The organism is Enterobacter sp. Taxon_8 (genome assembly GCF_058354585.1).
Genome location: NZ_CM177989.1, coordinates 2,957,350 through 2,982,543, shown reverse-complemented (window position 1 = coordinate 2,982,543; position 25,194 = coordinate 2,957,350). Strand labels below are relative to the sequence as shown.

Below are 25,194 nucleotides of genomic sequence, written 5' to 3'. Positions count from 1 at the left end.
AGAAATAGACGGGAAGGTAAACGATTGCGTTTTGCGCTGATTTTTTGCCGCAGGTCAATTCCCTTTCGCGCCTGGATCGCCCATAATCCCCTCCCGGTTTGCACACCGGGAATCCAGGAGAGTTCATGTACTACCCCTTCGTTCGTAAAGCCCTTTTCCAGCTCGACCCTGAGCGCGCTCATGAATTTACATTCCAGCAATTACGTCGTATTACCGGAACGCCGCTGGCCGCTCTGGTACGTCAGAATGTGCCGGTAAAACCTGTGCAGTGCATGGGGCTGACCTTTAAAAATCCGCTGGGTCTGGCGGCCGGTCTGGACAAAAATGGCGAGTGCATTGATGCCCTGGGCGCGATGGGCTTTGGCTCCATTGAAATCGGTACCGTCACCCCGCGCCCGCAGCCGGGAAATGACAAGCCGCGCCTGTTCCGACTGGTGGAAGCCGAAGGGCTGATCAACCGCATGGGCTTTAATAACCTCGGTGTTGATCACCTGGTTGAGAATGTAAAAAAAGCCCATTTTGACGGGATATTAGGCATCAATATCGGCAAAAATAAAGACACGCCGGTAGAGCAGGGTAAAGATGACTATCTGATTTGTATGGAAAAAGTCTACGCCTATGCCGGTTATATTGCGGTGAATATTTCTTCACCCAATACCCCGGGGCTGCGCTCTTTACAATATGGCGAAGCGCTGGACGATCTTCTGAGTGCCATTAAAAATAAACAAAATGAACTTCAGTCGATCCACCATAAATATGTTCCGGTCGCGGTTAAGATCGCCCCGGATCTTTCTCCCGAAGAATTGATCCAGGTTGCCGACAGTTTGGTTCGCCATAATATTGATGGTGTGATTGCAACCAATACCACTCTCGATCGTTCCCTCGTGCAGGGAATGAAAAACTGTGACGAAGCGGGTGGGTTAAGTGGCCGTCCGGTACAATTAAAAAGCACCGAAATTATTCGCGCCCTGTCTGCGGAATTAAAAGGTGGTCTGCCGATTATTGGCGTCGGCGGCATTGACTCCGTGATTGCTGCGCGCGAGAAAATGGCGGCGGGTGCGTCGCTGGTGCAGATCTATTCCGGCTTTATTTTTAAAGGACCGCCGCTGATTAAAGAAATCGTTACTCATATCTAATCTTTTCTCTTAATCAGACAACCAGGGCTTTATTTCCAGCCCTGGTTGTTTTATATTCCGTCACTGTTGCTTATTTAGTCATTATAGTCTTTTATTAATGGTGTTATAAACGAGGCGGCAAACAGGACATTTTTAGTACAGGACGTTTGGGGACGGGAGAGACACATGCGAATTAAACCTGACGATAACTGGCGCTGGTATTTTTGCGACGAGCATGACCGAATGATGCTCGACTTAGCCAATGGCATGTTGTTTCGTTCTCGTTTTGCCCGCCGAATGTTAACCCCGGATGCGTTTTCCCCGTCGGGCTTTTGCGTTGACGATGCAGCGCTTTATTTCTCCTTTGAGGAAAAATGCCGCGATCTGGTGCTCTCTAAAGAGCAGCGCGCCGAGCTGGTATTAAATGCGCTGGTGGCTATCCGTTTCCTGAAACCGCAAATGCCAAAGAGCTGGCATTTTCTGCCCCACGGCATGAACTGGACCCCGGCAACGGGCGATGCGGCGAGCGTAAATCTGAGCGACACTACAGAAGAGGTGAGCCTGCTGGTGGTTGAGCCTGGCGAAAATGCTGCACTCTGTCTGCTGGCGCAGCCCGGCGTAACGATTGCCGGGCGGACGATGCAGCTTGGGGATGCTATTAAGGTCATGAACGACAGGCTGAAGCCCCAGCTTCGCGTGGATGCCTTCAGCCTCGAGCAGGCGGTTTAAGCTTCCAGCTGTACGGACGTTTTCGGTATGCAGCTACAGCAGAGAATTGTGCCATCACTTCCAATTGCTGATTTTTTCAGCGCACTGACCTCTCCATCCACCAGCCTGATGCGGCAGCATCCGCAAATGCCTGCGCGACAGGAATAGGGGATGCGGATCCCTGCTTGTTCCAGCTGTTCAAGCAAAACCTGTTGGTTATTACCCCGGATCACGTTGCCCTGCCAGTGAATCTCTACCGCAGCGGCGACGTTTGTCTCAACGTCGACAAACTCCTCTTCCTGACCCGAGCCGTAAACCCTTGCTGGCCCACGGGCGAGCACTTCTACCTCATCACCGACGCGGATCGCGCCGCTGGAGCGCGGGATCAGGTTCTGGCCGAAATCGACATCGCCGTTGTCCTGCGCGGTGCGGAATGACTGCAATGTCTTCAACGGTTCGCCGGAAGGGTGCTTCTGGCCTTTCTCCGGGCTTACCGTCGTGAAAATGCAGCGGCTGCACGGCTTCACCACGTCAAAAATGACGCTGCCAATGCGGATCACTTTCCAGGTGTCTTCATCCCAGGCGTCTGCGCCCGTTACTACCAGGTTCGGACGGAACTGTTCCATCTGAACGCTGGCTTTGCAGCGGCCTTGCAAATCACGCAGTGAAGCTTCGTTAGTCAGCAGGAACGGGAAGCCATCGGCGAAGGAGAGGGGAACGGCGTCGTGGCGCTTCACGCGACGCGTCAGTTCAGGCCCAACCCAGCGCAGCTGCACGTCGCGGGAGAAGAAGCCGCTCAGCCAGCGGTTAATCTCATCCGGTGCGATGCGCGCGGTAAAATGATTGCCCCACACTTCCGTCGGCGCATCGACGGGCGCAAAATCAGCAAAGCGAATCACCGCGCTGGAACCGTCCGGCGCGGTAAGGTGCAAACCGTCATGAAGCGGGGAAGGGGTAAAGCGAACCATCTGAGGGAACTGGCGTGCGGTAATGAACGTTCCGTCAGGCTCGGTGACCATAAAAATACGATCGAAGGCAAATCCGCTCATGTCGGCAAGCGCGTGAGAGACGCCGATGCCGCGCATGGATTTCACCGGATGAATAAAAAGCCTGGATAACGTCGCCACTGCACACTCCCTCGAATGAAAATAAGCCTTCAACTTTATGACATACACGCCATATTAGCTATAATGCGCGACAATTTTCTAAGAGTAAAAGTGACGATATGAATTCTCTGTTTGCCAGTACGGCCCGTGGGCTGGAAGAGCTGTTAAAAACTGAACTGGAAAGCCTGGGCGCGCAAGAGTGCCAGGTGGTTCAGGGTGGTGTCCATTTTGAGGGCGACACGCGGCTTATTTACCAGAGCCTGATGTGGAGCCGCCTGGCGTCGCGCATCATGCTGCCGATGAAGGAGTGCAAGGTTTATAGCGATCTTGACCTCTATACCGGCGTACAGATGATCGACTGGACAGAGATCTTCACCCCGAATGCTACCTTTGCGGTACATTTCAACGGCGTGAACGACGAGATCCGCAACAGCCAGTACGGTGCCCTGCGCGTAAAAGACGCCATTGTGGACTGCTTTACCCGTAAAAATAAGGAACGTCCTAACGTCGATCGTGAAAACCCCGATCTGCGTATTAACGTCTGGCTGAACGGCGACACGGCAAGCATCTCTCTCGATCTGAGCGGCGCGGGGCTGCACCTGCGCGGCTACCGCGATCGTACCGGTATGGCCCCCATCAAAGAGACCCTGGCGGCCGCCATTGTGATGCGCTCCGGCTGGCAGCCGGGCACGCCGCTGCTCGACCCGATGTGCGGTTCCGGTACGTTGCTGATTGAAGCGGCCATGCTGGCCACCGACCGCGCGCCGGGACTTCACCGCGGCCAGTGGGGCTTCAAGGGCTGGGCGCAGCACGATGAAGCGCTCTGGAAAGAGGTCAAAGACGACGCGCAGACCCGCGCACGTAAGGGGCTGGCGGAATATACCTCTCATTTCTACGGCTCTGATAGCGACCCGCGCGTCATTGAGCGCGCGCGCAGCAACGCCCGCCGTGCCGGTATCGGCGAGCTGGTCACCTTCGAAGTAAAAGACGTGGCAAACCTGACCAACCCGCTGCCAAAAGGCCCGTACGGTACCGTGATCAGCAACCCGCCATATGGCGAACGTCTCGACAGTGAACCGGCGCTGATTGCCCTGCACAGCCTGCTGGGCCGTAATATGAAGGACCACTTCGGCGGCTGGAACCTGTCTCTGTTTAGCGCCTCGCCGGAGCTGCTGAGCTGCCTGCAGCTGCGTGCCGATCGCCAGTTTAAGGCGAAAAACGGCCCGCTGGACTGCGTGCAGAAAAACTACCATCTGGCGGAGAAGGCGGCCGACAGCAAGCCGTCCGGCGTGGCGGAAGATTACGCTAACCGTCTGCGCAAGAATCTGAAGAAATTTGAGAAGTGGGCGAAGCAGGAGGGCATTGAATGCTACCGCCTGTATGATGCCGACCTGCCGGAGTACAACGTGGCGGTTGACCGCTACGCGGACTGGGTGGTGATTCAGGAATATGCGCCGCCGAAAACCATTGATGCGCAAAAAGCGCGTCAGCGCATGCTGGACGTCATTGCCGCCACCATCGCCGTGCTGGGTATTGCGCCAAACAAGCTGGTGCTGAAAACGCGTGAACGTCAGAAAGGCAAAAACCAGTATCAGAAGATGGGCGAGAAGGGCGACTTTATCGAAGTGGGCGAATACAACGCGCGCCTGTGGGTCAACCTGACCGACTATCTGGATACCGGTCTGTTCCTCGATCACCGTATCGCCCGCCGCATGCTGGGCCAGATGAGTAAAGGCAAGGACTTCCTGAATCTCTTCTCCTACACCGGCAGCGCCAGCGTGCATGCCGGTCTGGGCGGCGCGCGCAGCACTACCACGGTAGATATGTCCCGCACCTATCTGGAGTGGGCGGAGCGCAACCTGCGCCTTAACGGCTTAACCGGACGTCAGCATCGCCTGATGCAGGCCGACGTGCTGGGCTGGCTGCGCGATACCGACGAGCAGTTCGACCTGATCTTTATCGATCCTCCGACCTTCTCCAACTCCAAGCGTATGGAAGATAGCTTTGACGTTCAACGCGATCACCTGCGCCTGATGACCGACCTGAAGCGCCTGCTGCGCAAAGGCGGCACCATTATGTTCTCGAACAACAAACGCGGCTTCCGTATGGATCATGACGGCTTAGCAGCCCTGGGACTGAAAGCACAAGAAATCAGCCAAAAAACGCTGTCTCAGGACTTTGCCCGTAACCGTCAAATCCATAACTGCTGGTTTATTACCGCGGTCTGAAAGGAAAAATAAATGTCTTTAATTAGTATGCACGGCGCGTGGCTCTCTTTCAGCGACTCACCGCTTCTCGATAATGCAGAGCTGCACATCGAAGATAACGAGCGCGTCTGTCTGGTGGGCCGTAACGGCGCGGGTAAATCCACGCTGATGAAAATCCTTAACCGTGAACAGGGCCTGGATGACGGACGCATTGTTTACGAACAGGATCTGATCGTCTCCCGCCTCCAGCAGGACCCGCCGCGTCACGTGACCGGCAGCGTTTACGATTTCGTTGCGGAAGGGATCTCCGAACAGGCCGAATACCTGAAGCGCTATCACGAGATTTCGCATCTGGTGATGACCGATCCGAGCGACAAAAACCTCAACGAACTTGCAAAAGTGCAGGAGATGCTCGATCACCACGGTCTGTGGCAGCTTGAAAACCGTATTAATGAAGTGCTGGCACAGCTCGGTCTGGAACCCGATATGGAGCTGTCGGCGCTCTCCGGCGGCTGGCTGCGTAAGGCGGCCCTGGGCCGCGCGCTTGTTAGCGGGCCGAAGGTGCTGCTGCTGGACGAACCGACTAACCACCTGGATATCGAAGCGATCGACTGGCTGGAAGGCTTCCTGAAAACCTTCAGCGGCACCATTATTTTCATCTCACACGACCGTTCGTTTATCCGCAATATGGCGACGCGTATTGTCGATCTCGACCGCGGCAAGCTGGTCACCTATCCCGGCGATTACGACACCTATCTGCTGGAGAAAGAAGAAAACCTGCGCGTGGAAGAGCTGCAGAATGCCGAGTTCGACCGCAAGCTGGCGCAGGAAGAGGTCTGGATCCGCCAGGGCATCAAAGCCCGCCGTACCCGTAACGAAGGCCGCGTGCGCGCCCTGAAGGCGATGCGTCGCGAGCGCAGCGAACGCCGTGAAGTGATGGGCAGCGCCAAAATGCAGGTGGAAGAGGCGTCCCGCTCCGGCAAGATTGTCTTCGAAATGGAAAACGTCAACTACCAGGTTGACGGTAAAGTGCTGGTGAAAGACTTCTCCGCACAGGTCCAGCGCGGCGACAAAATCGCCCTGATTGGCCCGAACGGCTGCGGTAAAACCACGCTGCTGAAGCTGATGCTGGGCCAGCTGCAGGCCGACAGCGGCCGCATTCACTGCGGGACCAAGCTGGAGGTCGCCTACTTCGACCAGCACCGCGCGGAGCTGGATCCGGACCGTACGGTGATGGATAACCTCGCTGAAGGTAAGCAGGAGGTGATGGTAAACGGCAAGCCGCGCCACGTGCTGGGCTACCTGCAGGACTTCCTGTTCCATCCGAAACGCGCCATGACGCCGGTGCGCGCGCTGTCAGGCGGTGAGCGCAACCGTCTTCTGCTGGCGCGCCTGTTCCTGAAGCCAAGTAACCTGCTGATTCTCGATGAACCAACGAATGACCTGGATGTCGAAACGCTGGAACTACTCGAAGAGCTGATCGACGGCTATCAGGGTACCGTGATGCTGGTTAGCCACGATCGTCAGTTCGTTGACAACACCGTGACCGAGTGCTGGATCTTCGAAGGTGAAGGGCGAATTGGTCAATATGTAGGCGGTTATCACGACGCAAAAGGGCAGCAGGCACAGTCGCTGGCGACGAAGCAGTCAAAGTCCAAAATTGGTCCTGAAGCTACTGTAACAAAAGCAGAAACTGTCAAGAAAACCTCGGCTAAACTAAGCTATAACCTGCAGCGCGAACTGGAGGGACTGCCGCAGCGTCTTGAAGAGCTGGAGGCCGCGCTTGAGGATCTGCAAAAACAGGTTGCTGATGCGTCATTCTTTACCCAATCGCATGACTATACTCAGAAAGTACTGTCAGAACTGTCCGCGGCTGAAAAAGCCCTGGAAGAAGCATTTGAGCGCTGGGAGTACCTTGAGTCTCTGAAAAACGGCGCATAAACAGGGATAACATATGTGTGACCAGCACCATGCCGACAGGCATATTTTATGCTCGCAATGCGATATGCTCGTGGCGTTGCCAGAGCTTGGTCACGGACATAAAGCCCTGTGTCCACGTTGCGGTGCGACGTTGACAACCGAGTGGGACGCGCCGCGGCAGCGTCCCACTGCTTACGCTCTTGCAGCACTTTTTATGCTGCTGCTCTCTAATCTCTTCCCCTTCATCTATATGAAGGTGGGTGGGATAACCAGCCAGGTGGATTTGCTTGAGATCCCGGGCGTGATGTTCTCAGAAGATTACGCTAGCCTCGGCACCTTTTTTCTCCTGTTTGTCCAGATAGTCCCGGCTTTTTGCCTGGTCGTAATCCTTTTACTGGTCAACCGCGTCAGGATGCCCGCATCACTGAAAATCCGGCTTGCGCGTATCCTTTTTCAGCTCAAAAGCTGGGGCATGGCCGAGATCTTTCTGGCGGGCATTCTGGTCAGTTTCGTGAAGCTGATGGCGTACGGCGACGTGGGGATCGGCAGCAGCTTTATTCCGTGGTGTCTGTACTGCGTCCTCCAGCTGCGTGCATTCCAGTGCGTTGACAGGCGCTGGGCGTGGGATGATATCGCCCCGGCACCGACGCTTGCGCAGACGGTGAAGGTCGGCGTGCCCGGCATTCGTCAGGGGCTGCGTTCCTGCCCATGCTGTACCGCCGTGCTGCCCGCCGATCTCGACGTTTGTCCGCGCTGCGAAACGAAAGGGCACGTGCGGCGTAAAAATAGTCTTCAGTGGACGATGGCGCTGCTGGTCACGTCCATCATGCTGTATCTGCCTGCTAACATTCTGCCAATCATGATCACCGATTTGCTCGGTGACAAAATGCCCTCAACGATCCTGGCCGGGGTGATACTGCTTTGGGGCGAGGGTTCCTATCCGGTCGCTGGCGTTATCTTTATCGCCAGTATTATGGTGCCAACCTTAAAAATGATCGCCATCGCCTGGCTCTGTTGGGATGCGAAGGGCCATGGGAAGCGCGACAGCGAACGCATGCACCTGATTTATGAAGTGGTCGAGTTTGTTGGACGCTGGTCAATGATAGACGTGTTTGTCATCGCCGTTCTCTCTGCGCTGGTGCGGATGGGCGGTTTGATGAGTATTTATCCCGCGATGGGGGCTTTAATGTTTGCACTGGTCGTGATCATGACCATGTTTGCGGCCATGACCTTCGACCCTCGTTTATCGTGGGATCGTGAGCCTGAATCAAGCCATGAGGAAGAGTAAGAGCATGGAAAATAAGAGTGGAGAGGCGAAAGTGCAGAAGGTCAAAAACTGGTCACCGGTGTGGATTTTTCCCATCGTGACCGCGCTGATCGGTGCATGGATCCTGTTTTATCATTACAGCCATCAGGGACCGGAAGTCACGCTGATAACCACCAATGCCGAGGGGATTGAGGGCGGTAAAACGACCATCAAAAGCCGTAGCGTGGATGTGGGCGTGGTCGAAAGCGCAACCCTGACCGACGATTTAACCCATGTGGAGATTAAGGCGCGCCTTAATGCCGGCATGGAGAAACTGCTGCACGACGATTCCGTTTTCTGGGTCGTTAAACCGCAGGTAGGGCGTGAAGGGATCAGCGGCTTAGGAACGCTGCTTTCGGGCGCCTACATAGAGCTGCAGCCAGGCGCTAAGGGTAACCAGCCTGCCAAATACCAGCTTCTGGATTCACCGCCGCTTGCGCCGCCTGATGCCAAGGGCATCCGCGTGATCCTCGACAGCAAAAAAGCAGGTCAGCTCACGGCCGGCGACCCGGTCCTGTTCCGCGGCTACCGCGTCGGGTCGGTTGAGAAAAGCACGTTCGATCCGCAGAAACGCGCAATTAGCTATCAGCTCTTCATCAATGCGCCAAACGATCGCCTGGTCACCAGCAACGTCCGTTTCTGGAAAGACAGCGGGATCGCGGTGGATCTGACCTCGGCAGGCATGCGCGTTGAAATGGGTTCGCTGACCACGCTGTTTGGCGGCGGCGTGAGTTTTGACGTGCCGGAAGGCCTGGATTTGGGGCAGCCGGTTGCAGAGAACACCGCTTTCCGCCTCTTTGACGATCAAAAAAGCATTCAGGATGCACTCTATACCGATCACGTTGACTTCCTGATGTTCTTCAAAGACTCCGTTCGCGGCCTGCAGCCGGGGGCGCCCGTTGAGTTCCGCGGTATTCGCCTCGGTACGGTTGGGCAAGTGCCGTTCTTCGTCCCGGGTCTGAGCCAGATGCTGGATGATGACTATCGCATTCCGGTGCTGATCCGCATTGAACCAGAGCGTCTGCTTAACCAGATTGGTGAAAACCAGGATATCGCTACCCACATCACCCAACTGATGGAACGCGGTCTACGCGGGTCGCTGAAAACCGGCAACCTGGTAACCGGCGCGCTGTATGTGGATATGGACTTCTACCCGAAAGCACCGCCGATTACCGGTATCCGTGAATTCGGCGGCTACAAGATCATCCCAACGGTGAGCAGCGGTCTGGCGCAGATCCAGCAGCGTCTGATGGAGACGCTGGATAAGATCAACAATCTGCCACTGAATCCGATGATTGAAGCGGCGACAAACTCGCTGAGCGAAAGCCAGGCAACGATGCGCCGTCTGCAAACCACGCTGGATAACATCAACAAGATCACGGCGAGCCAGAGCATGCAGCAGCTGCCGCAGGACATGCAGAAAACGCTGCGTGAGCTGAACCGCAGTATGCAGGGCTTCCAGCCGGGCTCTGCGGCCTATAACAAGATGGTGGCAGATATGCAGCGTCTTGATCAGGTCCTGCGTGAACTACAGCCGGTGCTGAAAACGCTCAACGAGAAGAGCAATGCGCTGGTATTCGAAGCGAAAGATAAAAAGGATCCTGAGCCGAAGAGGGCAAAAGAATGAAAAAATGGCTATTGATGGTTGGCGCTCTGCTGTTAACGGCGTGCAGTTCAGGGGGAGATAATAAAAGTTATTATCAGCTGCCTGTGGCAACCCACAGCGGTGGGCAAAGCACGGCGAGTCAGGGAAACCGCCAGCTGTGGGTTGAGCAGGTCGCCGTGCCGGATTATCTGGCAGGAAACGGCGTGGTCTATCAGACCAGCGACGTTAAATACGTGATTGCGACCAACAACCTGTGGGCCAGCCCGCTGGATCAGCAGCTGCGCAACACGCTGGTGGCTAACCTGGGCAGCCAGCTTCCGGGCTGGGTAGTCGCGTCGCAGCCGCTGGGTAACGATCAGGATACGCTGAACGTCACAGTAACGGGCTTCCACGGCCGTTATGACGGTGCGGTGGTGATCAGCGGGGAGTGGTTGCTAAACCATCAGGGGCAGCTGATTAAGCGTCCTTTCCATCTGGAGCTGAAGCAGCAGAAGGATGGCTATGACGAAATGGTGAAAGTCCTGGCTCAGGGTTGGGCGCAGGAGTCGGCCAGTATCGCGAGGGAGATTTCCCGGCTGCCATAAGTAAAATTCATCATTAAAACCGCAGTTGGCCTGTCGCTGATTGCGGTTTTTTTTTCGTTTTCAACTCAGGTTGTTACTTGTGCCACGTCACAATTTTTGTACAAATGAACTTCCATGTAGCTCACAGATATGACACCCGTATGAATTTTGAACATTGACGATGCGACTAATTCGGGGTATTCGTTATCTGTGCCTGTGCAGATAGTGCAGACACTGTTTTCTTTCCACCAGACAAAAGAATGAGGGAAACGAGGCATGAAGAGACAGAAACGAGATCGCCTGGAACGGGCTCATCAACGTGGTTATCAGGCCGGCATCGCTGGACGTTCTAAAGAAATGTGTCCTTATCAGACGATAAATCAAAGGTCACAATGGCTTGGAGGCTGGCGAGAAGCCATCGGCGACAGGGCACTCATAGCCTGATAACGTCTCTTTCAAAAAAGAAACCTCCGCATTGCGGAGGTTTCGCCTTTCCGGGGTTCGAAAAGCACGATCAGAACGCAGAAGTGTCCTGGAACAGGCCAACCTTCAGGTCGCTTGCGCTATAGATCAGACGACCGTCGACCAGTACTTCACCATCTGCCAGGCCCATAATCAGGCGGCGGTTTACGATGCGCTTGAAGTGAATACGATAGGTCACTTTCTTCGCTGTAGGCAGAACCTGGCCAGTGAATTTCACTTCGCCCACGCCCAGTGCGCGGCCTTTACCTTCGCCACCCAGCCAGCCCAGATAGAAGCCAACCAGCTGCCACATGGCATCCAGGCCCAAACAGCCAGGCATTACCGGATCGCCAATAAAGTGGCAACCGAAGAACCACAGGTCCGGGTTGATATCGAGTTCTGCTTCTACGTAACCCTTATCGAAGTTGCCGCCGGTTTCGGTCATTTTCACGACACGGTCCATCATCAGCATGTTCGGGGACGGCAACTGTGGGCCTTTTGCGCCAAACAGTTCGCCGCGACCAGAGGCAAGAAGATCTTCTTTTGTATAGGATTCGCGTTTATCTACCATGTTCTCAGTAAGCCTTATTTTAGTGAAGGACGCAGGATAGCTAACACGTGTACGCTGAACAAGTCCGATCAGTTCGAACTAAACCAGCCCAGCCAGCGTAACGGCCATGGATAACGGTGACGAGCATCCTGCTGTGTTGCCTGAGCAATGCGCTCCTGGATAGTCTGCATCAGGGTGGTTTGCCCTTCGCCATCCCATACCAGGTTTGTCAGTAAGGGTAGTGCATCCTCAATCCCTTCGATGGCCCAGATGGCGAACTGCTCTTGTTCAACCGCATCCAGAATCTCCTGGCTGAGGCTTAAATGGCGTGCGTTGGGAGCAGGAATAATCACACCCTGCTTGCCATTTAAACCGCGCTGCTGGCAGATAGAGAAGAAGCCTTCAATTTTTTCGTTGAGGCCGCCGACAGGCTGAGCACGACCGAATTGGTCCACCGAGCCGGTGATCGCGATGTTCTGATTGATGGGCACTTCCGCCAGGGCGCTGATTAAGGCGCACAGTTCAGCCATAGAGGCGCTATCGCCATCCACTTCGCTGTAGGACTGTTCAAACGTCAGCGAGGCCGAGAAGGGGATCTGCTGCTCAAGCTGCAGCTCAGACATCAAAAACGCCTGCATGATCATCATGCCTTTGGCGTGAATGTTGCCGCCCAGCTCGGCTTTGCGTTCGATGTCGGTAAATTCGCCATCGCCAATATGCACAACGCAGCTGATACGGGACGGTTCCCCGAATGCGCGCGGATGGCCAGGAAATTCAATCACCGACAGGGCGTTGATCTGCCCGACGCGTTCGCCTTCGGTTTCCACCAGAATTTGTTCCAGCAGAATTTCATCCTGCATACGGTCAGCAAGATAGCCTTCTCGCCATTCTCGCTGAGCCAGCATCTGGGTGAGCTGCTCTCCGGTGAACGCACCGTTACCGCTAATCACACCCACTTCACGCAGCTGTTTACCTATCCAGAGCGGGCAGAGTGGCAGCGTTTCCTGGTCACCGGTATAGCGCACCGCTTCGCGTATCAGGCCTGGCCACGCGTCAGCCGCAGGCGTTGGCAGCGCAAAACGTTCTGCAACGGTCATCACCCACTGGCACCACTGCGCCATATCGTCGGCATCGGCAATCTGGATATTATCTTCGTATTCGCTATATACCGCCTGCTCAGCCAGTTCGGGCTCCATTTCCTGGAAGTCCGCCAGCGACTCACGGTCGCCCGTCAGCACGACGGTTAACGACAGCGGCATAGACGGAATCGAGACAGGCAGGGGACGAGACTCATCGTAGCCGACCCAGTCGAAACGCTGCTGATGCACGATGGTTTTCAGACGCATCCACAGCAGCGGCTGCGAGAGCAGGGTACGCAGTGAGATGATGAGAACACCGCCATTTGCGCGATGTACCAGCCCCGGCTGCAGCGAAAGTTCGCCGTTAAACTGGCGCAGACAACCAAAGAGTTGTTCCGCCTCGACCCAGTTAGCGGTAACCACTTCGCCCTTAGCGGCAAAAGCGCCATCGGCCTGCGCCGCAGGTTCGAAAGTGACATCATGTCCCGCAATACGATACTGCCCGCCAAAAACGGCGTTCGCTTCCGGCTTCAGCTGACGCACAGCATCACCGAGCAGCGTCAGGTATTCCGCTTCTTCCGGGGCTTTGAGCAGCATGAAGGGCGCAGTTGCCCAGGGGCTTAACACCTGCTCCAGCGCGTAATGCAAACGGGGCTGCGTATCGCTAAGGATGAATTCGTGTTCTTTTGCGAGATCTGGCTGTGCAAACAGTTCCTGATAACTTTCGGTATCCGGAACAAGGTCACGCCATGCAAGTTTCGTAATGGTCAAAGTTGATGTTTTTTAGTCAGATGTAAAAGCGTGGAGTATACCGTAAGCGGGGGGCTGTACCCAAGCAGGATTGGGGATTTCGACAGGGCGAATGGCTGCATTCACTCACAGGATATGATTTCTTTTCAGCAGATTGCTAAAAAACTGATATTCTGAACAGAGTTACGTGGTAACACTGAGATCGCAATGAAATATCAACAACTGGAAAATCTCGAAAGCGGCTGGAAATGGAAATACCTGGTCAAAAAGCACCGTGAAGGGGAGCTGATCACCTGCTACATCGAAGCCAGCGCTGCGCAAGAAGCCGTGGATATTTTGCTGACCCTCGAAAATGAACCGGTACAGGTTAACGGGTGGATTGAGAAACACATCAATCCTGCGTTGTTAAACCGGATGAAGCAAACTATCCGCGCGCGACGCAAACGGCATTTTAATGCTGAGCATCAGCACACTCGCAAAAAATCAATCGACCTTGAGTTCGTTGTCTGGCAGCGCCTGGCCGGGCTGGCACAACGACGGGGAAAAACGCTGTCGGAAACCATCGTGCAGCTGATTGAGGATGCAGAACATAAAGAGAAGTACGCCAACCAGATGTCGACGCTGAAGAACGACCTTCAGGCTCTGTTGGGTAAAAAGTAGATTTTTTACTTTTCTTCAGACAATAAAAAACCCCGCATGGCGGGGTTTTTTTATAAGACGATAACTTATGCCGCTGGCTGAGTTACAACGTCTTTGATGCCTTTAACTTCGATCTCTACGCGACGATCTGGAGCCAGGCAGTCGATCAGTGCAGCGCGAGCTTTCACGTTGTCACAGGTGTTGCCAGTAACTGGGTTAGATTCGCCCATACCACGTGGGGAGATCTTGTTAGCTGGGATACCTTTAGAGATCAGGTAATCAACAACAGACTGAGCACGTTTCTCAGACAGTTTCTGGTTGTAAGCGTCAGAACCGATACGGTCGGTGAAGCCCAGAACCACTACAGAACCGTCTTTAGGATCCAGGTTGCTCAGCTGGGTGTACAGCTGATCCAGTGCCTGCTGACCTTCTGGTTTCAGAGTCGCTTTGTTGAAGTTGAACAGAACGTCAGACTTCAGAGTGAAGTGCTTGGTCTGTACTTCTGGAGCTGGAGCCGGCGCTGGAGCAACAACTGGTGCTGCTTCTTCCTGCTGGCCGAAACGGTAGGAAACACCTACGCTCAGCATGCCGTTGTCTGGACGAACACCAACGGTGTTGCCGTCGCCGATGTTGTTAACCCACTGGTATTCCAGACGGGTAGCGATGTCACGGGTCATAGCCCACTCAACGCCACCAGCGAATACTGGGGAAACACCGGTGTCATGGTTGTCGCCAGAAATGTTGTTGCTGGAGTCAGCACGCCATACCATGCCGCCCAGACGGGTGTACACGTCCAGATCGTCAGTGATTGGGTAGCCCAGTTTAGCGGTCAGTTGAACGCCCTGTGCTTTGAAAGCGCCGTTGATGGTGTCGCCTTTGTATGGCATACGACCTAACCAGTCGTAACCCATTTCAAAACCAACATACGGGTTAACCTGATAGCCACCGAACGCACCTGCACCAAGCTGGCTCTCGTGAGTTGGGCCATCATTGTTCAGGCTGCTGTTGTACCAGCCAGTGTCGTGGAACTGAGACCAGCCCAGTTTACCACCTGCATACCAGGTATTATCTTTCGGAGCGGCCTGCGCTACGGTAGCGAAGCCAGCCAGTGCCACTGCAATCGCGATAGCTGTCTTTTTCATTTTTTGCGCCTCGTTATCATCCAAAATTCGCCATGAAAGTCTCAAGAGAGAATCACGGTTAAATCCTTCACCGGGGGGCGTGGTCAAATATAAATCTACCGATATCTTCGGCTTAGGCCGAGCACCCCTGGCGATGTAAAGTCTACAACGTAGCTGAAAACTTACAAGTGTGAAGTCCGTCAGGCATATGAAAAAAAAAGTTCCGTATACCGATTATTTAACATTTTTCGAACGAATTTTGTGCAATAAAATTAAGGAGAACCGCACCAGACAAGCCTTGCCGCAATTTTTAGGTCGGGAACTTAAATCCCATCTTGCGGTCAAAAAAAATTCCAGGAAAAATCTTAATTTCGCTCAATGATACAAATTTGAGTGAATTTTTAGCCCAGAAAGTTGTCCTCTGCGGTAAGAATCCGATCGAACCGGACGCATAATGAACCCGATCGCATTCCCTTCTTCAGCGGCTTCAGTCAGACGGAAATGTTCTTCTTCAGTCAATTCTTCCGGTAACCATCCAATCACCACGCTGTAATTCCCTGTGCGTAACGCGCGGATCATCGACTCAACGGTATCGCAAGGCGAGAGTTGATTAATTTGCATGACTTTCGTCAGCGGCAGGCCGGCGGACTGAACCCACTCACGGCTCAGCTTTTGCTGAGGCGTGAGCCAAAGCTGCCAGCGCGATTGCTGACCGAGCTGTTGTAATAACGGCAGTAACAGAAGTTGCGTTAACAAGGGCTGGTCTTCACGATAAACCACTTCACTGATAAGCCCCGTGGAAACACGCTCGATGGAATTCTGCGAGACATTGCCTGCAGCAGAAGAGAGAGAGGTAGCGCGATTTGCATAGCCTGAAGTGTGCATATTCATTCCAGCCCTGTAGTTACTGTATGGATATACAGTAACCCCTGTATGCCCAAAGATCAACCTCATTTTCGGAAAGCGACTCGCAAAATTCATTCAATCTTGATGCTCCTCGAAAAATCATCTTGCTCAACGACGTTAAGTTGCCTATTTTCCTGCTAACGGATCCGCTAGTAAGAAATTTAGTTGTTACTTTATGATTTTGAAGGGAAATATCATGAAAAAGATATCTTATGAACGGATTTATAAATCTCAGGAATACCTCTCCCCGTTGGGCGAGATTCATCACCGCGCGTTGTTTGGCGGCTATACCCTTGCGGTGGATGATGCTGTTTTTGCCATGGTCTCAGATGGCGAGCTTTACCTTCGCGCCTGTGAGGAGAGTGCCAAATACTGTGTAAAAAATGCCTCCTCTTTTTTGACGTTGATGAAGCGAGGCCGTCCGGTGCTGCTCAACTATTATCGTGTTGATGACGGATTATGGCAGGACAGGGAGCGGTTACTTCAGCTCTCCTCGTTTGCGCTCAGTGCGGCAAGAAAAGAGCGTTATCAGCGCCATCAACGAAACCGACTCAAGGATCTGCCAAACCTGACCTTTCAGCTTGAAGTCTTGCTCTTTGAAGCTGGCATCACCAATGAGGAAATGTTGCGGGAGCTTGGTGCAAGGGCGTGCTGGCTAAAGATGCGGGCAAAAAATAAAGCGCTGAGTATTAAAGTTCTCTTCGCGCTGGAAGGGGCTATCGAGGGGCTGCATGAAGCGGCACTCCCGGCAGACATTCGCCGGGAGCTCACGGAGTGGTTTAATGCGTTGACTGAGCCACAGGAGAATCACTCCTCCAGGTAGCGATGTGCTGTTGCAGCCGGCAAATTTCAGGCAGCAGAGCGATAAGCAGGCCTATCTGCTGAAGCACCAGAGGTGCTTTACTGTCGTTTCCCGGGTCTAGATGCGCAATGCGTTGAGCCAGTTCATCCAGCGCCTGTTCAACGCGCGGCTCATCGGCTGGTCGATGATGAAGCGCGTCATCGACATAACAGACGGCGTCATCGAGCAGGTTGAGAATACCCGGGTTGGTGAGTTTCTCACGGTGAGCGCCCAGCGTCGAAATATAGCTGGTGAACGTATGGTTCAGGCAGAGCAGGCGGAACGCGGTCTCACGAATATCCGCCGTGGCGCGAGGCTCCGTCGACATGTTAGAGACTACGGAGGCCAGTTCCGCATCACTGTTGTGCGCGTCGCGGCGGGCTATCCGGTAAGCCAGGCGGTTATCGCGGCCCTGATGATACTGCTCCAGGATCGCGTCAAGGTATCGACAGTTGGCGTTCATCGCCCTGTCTACCACGCGCGGCAAATTTCGGAAACGCCAGTCCGGCCAGATAAAGCTGACCGCGGCCCAGGCAATCGCACAGCCAATCAGGGTATCGATCACTCGGGGCAGGGCGACTTCAAACCCTTCACCCAGCAGGTTAAAGCAAAGCAGCACCAGCAGCGTGATGAACATGGTGGCATGGGCGTACTGCACGTTGCGAAACGCGAAGAACAACACGCCGGTAATCACGATCAGGATCAATTGACCTTCAACGGAGGGCACGAAATAGAGCACCGGAAGGCCAATCGCGACGCCCACCAGCGTGCCGATAATACGCAGCGCAAGACGGTGTCGGGTGGCATTATAGTTCGGCTGGCAGACAAACAGGCTGGTCAGCAGGATCCAATAGCCGTGATGCAGCCCGGTAATCTGGATAAAGGCATACCCCACGCACAGAACCAGCGACATTCGCACGGCGTGCCGAAAGAGAGCCGACTCCGGCGTAAAGTTGCGGCTCAGCCGTAGCCACATATCGCTAACGCTGTGTACGCTGTCATCAGCAAGCTGGTTTTCCACCTCACTGCCTGGCAGCGCCATCGCTTGTTCGGACTCAATGGTTGCCAGCTGGGCATCAATCGCACGCAGGTTGTTAAGCAGAAAACCCAGCGCTTTGATGTGTTCCGGTGACGTTCCGCTGGCCTGAACGCGGTCGAGTGCCGCATCAAGATGGCTGAATACGCGTTCAAAGCGGGGGTCATGCTGATAGGGCGTGCGCAGCAGAATGGAGTGAGAGAGCTGTTGGCACGCCTGGGATTGCATGGACAGCAGACGCTGGAAGCGGAACATCACGTCGCTGTAGCGGAACTTCTCGCGCAGGGCGGCATACTGAACGTGCGAGGAGCTGGCGCGTTCATGAATGTCCTGGGCTGCAAAATAGTAGTGAAGCGTCCGTCGTGTTCCGCGCTGACCGCGATCGCCGCGCAGACGGGTAAGCAGGGAAGCTTTTGTCTGATTAAGAGTGGCGACCAGCTGGCCATTTGCCAGGGCCAGATCGTAGAGCGGCGCCTGGCTTTCTTCCTCGATGTCCGGGTCGAACAGCCGGGATTTCAGTTCCAGATAGCGGGCTAGCTGCTCAAAGCTGCGGGCAAGGTTATCCTGCAGCGGGCGAACCGGGAAAATCAGATGACCGGTTAGCGTCAGCAGGTTATACCAGATGGCACCGAGCAACAGCAGAACCGGCTGCTGGTACCACTGGTCGTACAGGGAAACGCCCAGCATGGTGTAGATAGCGATCAGCAATGCACCAAACGCGATGGTGGCATAGCGCTGCCCAAGCCCGCCCAGCAAAATAAACCCGCTGGTTGAGAGCGTAAGGCCCAGGGCAAACAGCCAGGGCCACGGGAAAAGCAGCTCAACGGAAGCTGACGCAATAAAAAAGCAGACAAGCGTAATGACCAGGTTACGTAAGCGCCCGGCCAGACGGTCGTCCAGATCCGCCAGCGCCCCGGCGACCACCCCCAGCGTGAGCGGAATGGTGAGCTTGACATCATTCAGCCACCAGGGCAGGGCAACCGTGCCGCAAAGCGCGATAAATATCCTGACGTTATAAAGCCAGGTGCTGTTCCAGGTATAACGGCGAAGCAGTGGGCTTAGCATAAACGCGGCCAGTCCTTATTTACTGAAAACGACGGCGAGCGTTTGCTTCGCGCGCCGCTCTGGCCACTTCTACCGGAACAACCCTGCGACCAACGGGCCAAAGGGCGATAGCGGCGATCTTAAAGTTTGCGATCCCCACAGGAATACCAATAATCGTGATGCACTGTGCAATACCGGCAAAAATATGCATGATGCACAGCCACCAGCCAAAGAAAATCAGCCACAGAATGTTAAGCAGGGTTCCGCCCGTATTCATCAGGGCGTTTTTGCTCTCCGGATTCAGCTCGTCAACGTGGATGGCTTCATTCCCGTAGGGGATTAAGGAGAGTTTTGTGATTTCCCAGCAGGAACGGGTCAGGGGAAGCGTGAAAATCAGGACGATGCTCACCAGCGTGGCAAAAAGCCAGGAAAGGGTGGTGGCAAAACCGCCCAGCACAAAATTCAACACATTCAGAACGGTACGCATAAACGCTCACTTCCTTTCGATATAATTAACGCCCAATGATTGTAACGTTTTTTTAGGCTGGAGCACCTTAAAACTGGCAGTTAAACTGTCAGGTAAATTATCTCTTCGTGGATTTGGCGGAACATGGAACTGAAAGCAACGTCGCTGGGCAAACGCCTGGCACAACACCCTTACGACAGGGTTGTTCTCCTCAATGCCGGGGTGAAAGTCTCCGGGGAACGCCACGAATACCTTATTCCGTTTAATCAGCTTCTGGCTATTCATTGCAAACGCGGTCTGGTGTGGGGCGAGCTGGAGTTCGTTCTGCCTGACGATAAAGTCGTGCGCCTTCATGGCACCGAGTGGGCGGAAACCCAGCGTTTCCATCATCACCTGAACGCACTCTGGCAGCAGTGGAGCCAGGATATGAGCGTGATTGCCGCCCAGGTGCTGCAGCAGGTGCTGGACGATATCGCCCAGAGCAACGCGCAGCACGCGTGGCTGACCCGTCAGCAGACTGCCGGCCTGCAGCAAAAGATCCGGCAGGCACTCTCGGCGCTGCCGCTCTCCGTGACGCGTCTCGACGAGTTTGACAACTGTCGCGACGCCTGGCGCCAGTGTCAGGCCTGGCTGAATGAAAAGGATAAAAGCCGTCTCGCCCATAACCAGGCCTGGACGGATGCCATGCTTACCCAATACGCCGATTTTTTCAGTACGGTGGAATCTTCACCGCTCAATCCGGCTCAGGCGCGAGCGGTGGTCAACGGCGAGCAGTCGCTGCTGGTGCTGGCGGGAGCCGGTAGCGGTAAAACGTCGGTGCTGGTCGCGCGTGCCGGCTGGCTGCTGACGACCGGGGAAGCGGTCGCCGATCAAATTCTGCTTCTGGCCTTTGGCCGTAAGGCCGCGCAGGAAATGGACGAACGGATCCAGGAGCGCCTGCACACCCGGGATATCACGGCCAGAACATTCCATGCTCTTGCGCTGCATATTATTCAGCAGGGCAGTAAAAAAGTGCCTTCCATCAGTAAGCTGGAAAACGACGCGCAGGCGCGTCAGGCGCTGTTCATCAAAACGTGGCGCCAGCAGTGCAGTGAGAAAAAGGCGCAGGCGAAAGGGTGGCGTCAGTGGCTGGAAGAGGAACTCAACTGGGAGGTGCCTGAGGGCAGCTTCTGGCAGGATGACAAACTGGCGCGTCGGCTGGGTTCGCGACTTGACCGTTGGGTCAGCCTGATGCGAATGCACGGTGGATCGCAGGCAGAGATGATTGAAAGCGCGCCGGAGGCAATCCGCGAGCTGTTTTCGAAGCGGGTCAAGCTGATGGCGCCGCTGCTGAAGGCCTGGAAAACAGCATTGAAAGAAGAAAATGCGGTCGATTTCTCCGGTTTGATCCATCAAGCCATCATCATTCTTGAAAAGGGACGTTTTGTCAGCCCGTGGAAACATATTCTGGTGGATGAGTTCCAGGATATTTCTCCACAGCGTGCGGCTCTGCTCTCGGCGCTGCGGGCACAAAATAAACATACCTCTCTGTTTGCGGTGGGGGATGACTGGCAGGCCATCTATCGCTTCAGCGGGGCACAGCTTTCGCTGACGACCGCATTCCACCACTATTTTGGCGAAGGCGATCGCAGCGATCTGGATACGACCTACCGCTTCAATTCACGGATTGGTGAAATCGCCAACCGCTTTATCCAGCAGAACCCGCATCAGCTGGCAAAACCGCTCAATAGCCTGCGGCCTGGGGATAAAAAAGCAGTGACCCTGCTGGCGGACGATCAGCTGGAACCGCTGCTGGACAAGCTCAGCGGCTACGCTAAGCCCGATGAGCGTATCCTGGTGCTGGCACGCTACCATCACATTAAACCTGAGGCGCTGGAAAAAGCCGCCACCCGCTGGCCGAAACTGCAGCTTGAATTTATGACGATTCATGCCAGCAAAGGGCAGCAGGCCGATTATGTGATCGTGGTGGGGCTGAAAGAGGGGAGCGACGGTTTCCCGGCCCCGGCCCGCGAGTCGGTGATGGAACAGGCCCTGCTGCCGGAGCCGGAAGATTTCCCGGATGCCGAAGAGCGGCGTTTGCTGTATGTGGCAATGACCCGCGCGCGCCATCGCGTGTGGCTGCTGTTCAATAAAGAGGAGCCATCCGTGTTTGTCGATATATTGAAGAGTATAGATGTGCCGGTGGCGCGGAAGCCATAACGCCGCCGGGCAAGGATGGGTAGGCCGGGTAAGGCGTAGCCGCCACCCGGCAAAAAAAAGCTACTTCAATCTCTCTGAAAGATAACGCTGATAGTCCGGAATAAGGATATCTACCGGTGAGTTAAACTGCTGCGATTCGATGATGAAATCCGCCGTCGAGAGGTTTGTCGCCACTGGAATATTCCACACCGTCGCCAGGCGCAGCAGCGCTTTGACATCCGGATCGTGCGGAACCGCGTTCAGCGGGTCCCAGAAGAAGATCAGCACATCAATTTTCCCTTCGGAAATCTGCGCGCCGACCTGCTGATCGCCGCCCATCGGGCCGCTCAGCATCGCATTCACCTGTAGACCCGTTTCGCGCTGGATCAGGTTACCGGTTGTACCGGTCGCCGACAGGGCGTGCTTTTCCAGCGAAGACTGATGGCGGCGAACCCAGTTAAGCAGCATTTGTTTACAGTGATCGTGCGCCACAAGAGCAATGTGTTTGCGCTCAGGCAGCGTGCGTGTTGTCAATTCCATAATCATATCCATCAGGTTAACTGACTACACGATGACGGGAACCGTCTGACGCTGCAAGAGAAAGGCGTAAAAAATGTGGCTTATGATGAAGGTTGTTGTTTTGCCCACTGTAAAAATCGGGCCCGCGTGTCGGGATCGGCCTGCTGGAACCAGAATTTAAGGCGCTGTTCCGTCAGGGTCTGGGACTGGGGAGGAATGACATCCAGTTCGGAGACGCCGGACAAAAGCGTACTGTCGTCCGCCATCATGGTCGCAAACTGCGGAAGAGAGGCGCGTTTACCCGCTTTGTTATAGGTCTGGGTCGCTGCCTCGTAATCCGGGCCTTTCGGTGAGGTCGTCAACGCCAGAATATCCAGCTTCACCGGAATCGGCATCGCATCCCCGTCCAGCAGTTCAACGCGGGGTGAAGCGTCGAAGGCCGCAGACTCTTTCTCCGTTTCAAGGCGAGGCAGAGTGATGTTCACCTGACTGATTTGCCGGGTGTTAAAGCTGACGATCAGCGGCGGCGAGATGTACATCCTTTGCTCGTGATTCGCAAGCCCGATCGATTTTTCCACCCGGAAGACCAGCTGATGCGGCCCGTTATCCAATTCGATGCTGTCCGCACCCCGCAATAACGAGCTGGAGACCTTTTTTCCGTCCAGAACAAGGAGATCAATGTCGGTAGAGAGCCGGAGCGTGGTAGCAAAAACCCAGACCGGCATCACTAACGCAATCAGAGCCGTGGCAATACCGGTTTTCATAGAAGGCTCCCGTCAGAAATCCTGTCGCCGCATTAATGTATCTAAATTTTTCGATAATCACGTTTACTAACATATAGACATATTTCGCAGTTTTGCCCTCATGCATCTGTATGGGATGGATGGTTGAGATGCGCGGTTTGGCGTACACTTTTAAAAAAGCCAGGAGAAAAACCATGAAAGAGAACGATATTGCCGAGATTCTGACATCCACGCGTACCATTGCGCTGGTGGGCGCGAGCGATAAACCCGATCGCCCAAGCTATCGGGTGATGAAATACCTTCTCGATCAGGGCTATCACGTTATCCCGGTCTCGCCAAAAGTGGCGGGGAAAACCTTACTCGGTCAGCAGGGGTATGCCACGCTCGCTGACGTGCCGGAAAAAATTGATATGGTTGATGTCTTCCGAAACTCCGAGGCAGCGTGGGAAGTGGCGCAGGACGCTATCGCCGTAGGGGCGAAAACGCTGTGGATGCAGCTGGGTGTGATTAACGAGCAGGCTGCGGTACTGGCGCGGGATGCGGGGCTGAACGTCGTCATGGACCGCTGTCCGGCGATCGATATCCCCCGTCTGGGGCTGGCGAAGTAATAAAAAAAAGCCCGTTCATCGGGCTTTTTTTACACGCTTAGTTCCGCAGGCGCGGAGCCTGTAACTGTTTGCGGATAGTCTGAGCAAGTTCATCCATAGTGGGTTGCTCCGGATGCTCATCCTGCAGCTCGCTACTCAGCTGCGCTTCGGCGAGGTAGGTGTGGACGGGTTGCCCGTCATCACCTTCCATCACCACATGGTACCAGGGCGCGGCGCGAAGCTCTGCGTTGACCGCCAGCTCGTCTGCTGACGGTTCATCAAGGGAATACTCCGGGTCGATATCCACGACCACACCCAAATACCCGAGCAAAGTGTGGCGGACCTGCTGGCCGATACCGAATTTGCTGGCAATCATAGTCACCTCCCGGGAAATACGACTTACACGTTATGTGCGGGCAATATTTCTCTTTTCAAGTTACATGACGCGACAGGCAAACCCTTTCAGATACAGTCCTTCCGGGTAGGTAGCAATCACGGGATGATCGGCTGCCTGACGGAACTGCTCTATAAATTGTACATCACGGCCAGCATCTATTGCGGCATCGGCGATGATTTTCTGAAATAAATCTGTGGTCATCAGGCCGGAGCAGGAGAAGGTGAGCAGAACCCCGCCCGGGTTCAGCAGCTGGATGGCCAGCATGTTGATATCTTTATACCCACGGCACGCGCCCATCAGCTGGCTTTTGTTTTCCACAAACTTTGGTGGATCCATCACGATGACGTCGAACTTCTCGCCCTGATCGCGATATTTACGCAGCAGCTTGAACACGTCATCGCGTACAAATTCCGCTTTGCTCAGATCCAGCTTGTTCAGCTCGACGTTCTGTTTTGCCACGTCCAGCGCTTCCTGCGAGGTATCCACGCTGACAACCTGGGCACAGCCGCCCATCAGAGCTGAAACGGCAAAACCGCCGGTATAGGAGAAGCAGTTCAGCACGCGTTTGTCGGCAACGTACTGACGCGTAGCCAGACGGCTGTCGCGCTGGTCGAGGTAGTAACCGGTTTTGTGCCCGCCCTGAATATCCACCAGCAGCTTCATGCCGTGCTCTTCAATCGGCAGCAGGGCCGGTGGTAGTTCGCCCGTTACGGGCCCCTGAGTCAGCTCCATGCCTTCTTTTTTGCGCACCGCCACATCGCTGCGGTCGTAAATGGCGCATTCCGGGAACAGCGTTTGCAGCGCGCTGATCAGCGCGGCACGCTGGTATTCCGCTCCGGCGCTCAGGAGCTGCAGTACCAGGAAGTCACCGAAGCGATCGATGGTCACGCCCGGCAGGCCGTCGGACTCACCGGCGATCAGGCGGTAGCTGTCCAGCCCGTCACGTTTTGCCAGCCAGTCGCGCCACTGCTGCGCCTGCTGCAGGCGGCGAACGAAGAAGTCGATGTCAATGGTTTCATCTTTATCAAACGTCCAGACGCGAGCACGGATCTGGGACGCTGGCGAGTAGGCGCCTCGCGCTAACCATTTACCCTGATGGTCAACGATATCAATGGTTTCACCGAGGCTGGCTTTGCCTTCCATACGGGCAACCGCGCCGGAAAAGACCCAGGGATGACGGCGCAGTAATGATTTCTCGCGCCCTTTGGCTAACACTAAACGTACACTCATAATTTGCTGTTCTGTCGATTTCAGGAAATGGCGCGTAGATTACCACATTCAGCAAGGCGCAATCATCTGCGGATGCCGTTGAGCGTTTCGGCACAAAATCAAATCGCTTAGGCAC

Annotated in this window: 23 protein-coding genes; 12 read left to right on the top strand and 11 right to left on the bottom strand. The window is 54.8% G+C overall.

The window, feature by feature from the left end:
- Positions 1–125: 125 nt before the first annotated feature.
- Both pyrD and zapC read left to right on the top strand, forming a co-directional pair.
- Positions 126–1,136, top strand: a complete 1,011-nt coding sequence (gene pyrD / locus AC4IBF_RS14295; RefSeq protein ID WP_143344898.1) for a quinone-dependent dihydroorotate dehydrogenase — start codon at positions 126–128, stop codon at positions 1,134–1,136.
- Between the two features lie 165 nt (positions 1,137–1,301).
- Positions 1,302–1,844: a cell division protein ZapC gene (gene zapC / locus AC4IBF_RS14290; protein WP_136194630.1), complete on the top strand. Its 543-nt coding sequence runs from the start codon at positions 1,302–1,304 to the stop codon at positions 1,842–1,844.
- Here the strand turns inward: zapC and AC4IBF_RS14285 are convergent.
- A complete protein-coding gene (locus AC4IBF_RS14285) occupies positions 1,841–2,950 on the bottom strand; it encodes a YcbX family protein (protein WP_143344899.1) in 1,110 nt (369 codons plus the stop codon). The two genes, zapC and AC4IBF_RS14285, sit on opposite strands and share 4 nt — an antisense overlap.
- 98 nt (positions 2,951–3,048) lie before the next feature.
- Between AC4IBF_RS14285 and rlmKL the strand changes: the two genes are divergently transcribed.
- The 6 genes from rlmKL to rmf all read left to right on the top strand — a co-directional run bounded on the left by rlmKL (position 3,049) and on the right by rmf (position 10,975).
- Entirely contained in the window at positions 3,049–5,157 is a 2,109-nt protein-coding gene (gene rlmKL, locus AC4IBF_RS14280; RefSeq protein ID WP_348942659.1) for a bifunctional 23S rRNA (guanine(2069)-N(7))-methyltransferase RlmK/23S rRNA (guanine(2445)-N(2))-methyltransferase RlmL, read from the top strand.
- A gap of 12 nt (positions 5,158–5,169) precedes the next feature.
- On the top strand, positions 5,170–7,077 hold the full coding sequence (locus tag AC4IBF_RS14275; protein WP_127730291.1) for an ABC transporter ATP-binding protein: 1,908 nt from the start codon (positions 5,170–5,172) through the stop codon (positions 7,075–7,077).
- A 13-nt stretch (positions 7,078–7,090) separates the two neighbouring features.
- On the top strand, positions 7,091–8,344 hold the full coding sequence (gene pqiA, locus AC4IBF_RS14270) for a membrane integrity-associated transporter subunit PqiA (RefSeq protein WP_023335152.1): 1,254 nt from the start codon (positions 7,091–7,093) through the stop codon (positions 8,342–8,344).
- Positions 8,345–8,348: 4 nt separating this feature from the next.
- Positions 8,349–9,989 carry an intermembrane transport protein PqiB gene (pqiB, locus tag AC4IBF_RS14265; RefSeq protein WP_136194632.1) on the top strand — a complete coding sequence of 547 codons (1,641 nt, stop codon included), beginning with the start codon at positions 8,349–8,351 and terminating at the stop codon, positions 9,987–9,989.
- Positions 9,986–10,552: a membrane integrity-associated transporter subunit PqiC gene (gene pqiC, locus AC4IBF_RS14260; protein ID WP_008499932.1), complete on the top strand. Its 567-nt coding sequence runs from the start codon at positions 9,986–9,988 to the stop codon at positions 10,550–10,552. The genes pqiB and pqiC overlap by 4 nt, the downstream gene beginning before the upstream one ends.
- Positions 10,553–10,807: 255 nt before the next feature.
- The gene (rmf, locus tag AC4IBF_RS14255) at positions 10,808–10,975 is read left to right on the top strand and encodes a ribosome modulation factor (protein ID WP_013097261.1); all 168 of its coding nucleotides are present in this window, start codon (positions 10,808–10,810) and stop codon (positions 10,973–10,975) included.
- A 70-nt stretch (positions 10,976–11,045) separates the two neighbouring features.
- On the opposite strand, the gene fabA is transcribed toward rmf, so the two are convergent.
- Positions 11,046–11,564, bottom strand: coding sequence for a 3-hydroxyacyl-[acyl-carrier-protein] dehydratase FabA (gene fabA / locus AC4IBF_RS14250; protein WP_136194633.1), 519 nt, complete (start codon positions 11,562–11,564; stop codon positions 11,046–11,048).
- Between the two features lie 68 nt (positions 11,565–11,632).
- Positions 11,633–13,393, bottom strand: coding sequence for an AAA family ATPase (locus AC4IBF_RS14245; protein WP_143344902.1), 1,761 nt, complete (start codon positions 13,391–13,393; stop codon positions 11,633–11,635).
- A gap of 186 nt (positions 13,394–13,579) precedes the next feature.
- Between AC4IBF_RS14245 and matP the strand changes: the two genes are divergently transcribed.
- A complete protein-coding gene (matP, locus tag AC4IBF_RS14240; protein ID WP_008499929.1) occupies positions 13,580–14,032 on the top strand; it encodes a macrodomain Ter protein MatP in 453 nt (150 codons plus the stop codon).
- Positions 14,033–14,097: 65 nt separating this feature from the next.
- Here matP and ompA read toward each other — a convergent pair whose 3' ends face one another.
- Together ompA and sulA are read right to left on the bottom strand one after the other, a co-directional pair.
- Positions 14,098–15,153, bottom strand: a complete 1,056-nt coding sequence (ompA, locus tag AC4IBF_RS14235; protein WP_023311028.1) for a porin OmpA — start codon at positions 15,151–15,153, stop codon at positions 14,098–14,100.
- 354 nt (positions 15,154–15,507) lie between these two features.
- Positions 15,508–16,017, bottom strand: a complete 510-nt coding sequence (gene sulA, locus AC4IBF_RS14230; protein WP_111964573.1) for an SOS-induced cell division inhibitor SulA — start codon at positions 16,015–16,017, stop codon at positions 15,508–15,510.
- A gap of 217 nt (positions 16,018–16,234) precedes the next feature.
- Between sulA and AC4IBF_RS14225 the strand changes: the two genes are divergently transcribed.
- A complete protein-coding gene (locus tag AC4IBF_RS14225; RefSeq protein ID WP_127730297.1) occupies positions 16,235–16,861 on the top strand; it encodes a TfoX/Sxy family DNA transformation protein in 627 nt (208 codons plus the stop codon).
- Here the strand turns inward: AC4IBF_RS14225 and yccS are convergent.
- Both yccS and AC4IBF_RS14215 read right to left on the bottom strand, forming a co-directional pair.
- Positions 16,818–18,980 carry a YccS family putative transporter gene (gene yccS, locus AC4IBF_RS14220; protein ID WP_133294117.1) on the bottom strand — a complete coding sequence of 721 codons (2,163 nt, stop codon included), beginning with the start codon at positions 18,978–18,980 and terminating at the stop codon, positions 16,818–16,820. The genes AC4IBF_RS14225 and yccS overlap by 44 nt on opposite strands.
- Positions 18,981–18,999: 19 nt before the next feature.
- Positions 19,000–19,446 (bottom strand): YccF domain-containing protein, encoded by a 447-nt coding sequence (locus AC4IBF_RS14215; protein WP_111964540.1) that lies wholly within the window; start codon positions 19,444–19,446, stop codon positions 19,000–19,002.
- A gap of 123 nt (positions 19,447–19,569) precedes the next feature.
- Here AC4IBF_RS14215 and helD point away from each other — a divergent pair, with 123 nt between their 5' ends.
- Positions 19,570–21,624, top strand: a complete 2,055-nt coding sequence (helD, locus tag AC4IBF_RS14210) for a DNA helicase IV (RefSeq protein ID WP_143344904.1) — start codon at positions 19,570–19,572, stop codon at positions 21,622–21,624.
- A 60-nt stretch (positions 21,625–21,684) separates the two neighbouring features.
- Here the strand turns inward: helD and mgsA are convergent, their stop codons facing one another.
- Together mgsA and csgI are read right to left on the bottom strand one after the other, a co-directional pair.
- Complete coding sequence (gene mgsA / locus AC4IBF_RS14205) at positions 21,685–22,143, bottom strand: methylglyoxal synthase (protein WP_491462925.1); 459 nt, start codon at positions 22,141–22,143, stop codon at positions 21,685–21,687.
- An 80-nt stretch (positions 22,144–22,223) separates the two neighbouring features.
- The gene (csgI, locus tag AC4IBF_RS14200; RefSeq protein ID WP_127730303.1) at positions 22,224–22,886 is read right to left on the bottom strand and encodes a curli synthesis inhibitor; all 663 of its coding nucleotides are present in this window, start codon (positions 22,884–22,886) and stop codon (positions 22,224–22,226) included.
- 173 nt (positions 22,887–23,059) lie between these two features.
- On the opposite strand from csgI, the gene AC4IBF_RS14195 reads away from it, so the two are divergent.
- Positions 23,060–23,473 carry a CoA-binding protein gene (locus AC4IBF_RS14195; protein ID WP_008499920.1) on the top strand — a complete coding sequence of 138 codons (414 nt, stop codon included), beginning with the start codon at positions 23,060–23,062 and terminating at the stop codon, positions 23,471–23,473.
- A gap of 37 nt (positions 23,474–23,510) precedes the next feature.
- Here AC4IBF_RS14195 and hspQ read toward each other — a convergent pair whose 3' ends face one another.
- Entirely contained in the window at positions 23,511–23,828 is a 318-nt protein-coding gene (gene hspQ, locus AC4IBF_RS14190; RefSeq protein ID WP_013097248.1) for a heat shock protein HspQ, read from the bottom strand.
- Between the two features lie 60 nt (positions 23,829–23,888).
- Entirely contained in the window at positions 23,889–25,079 is a 1,191-nt protein-coding gene (gene rlmI, locus AC4IBF_RS14185; protein WP_096150520.1) for a 23S rRNA (cytosine(1962)-C(5))-methyltransferase RlmI, read from the bottom strand.
- Positions 25,080–25,194 lie beyond the last annotated feature (115 nt).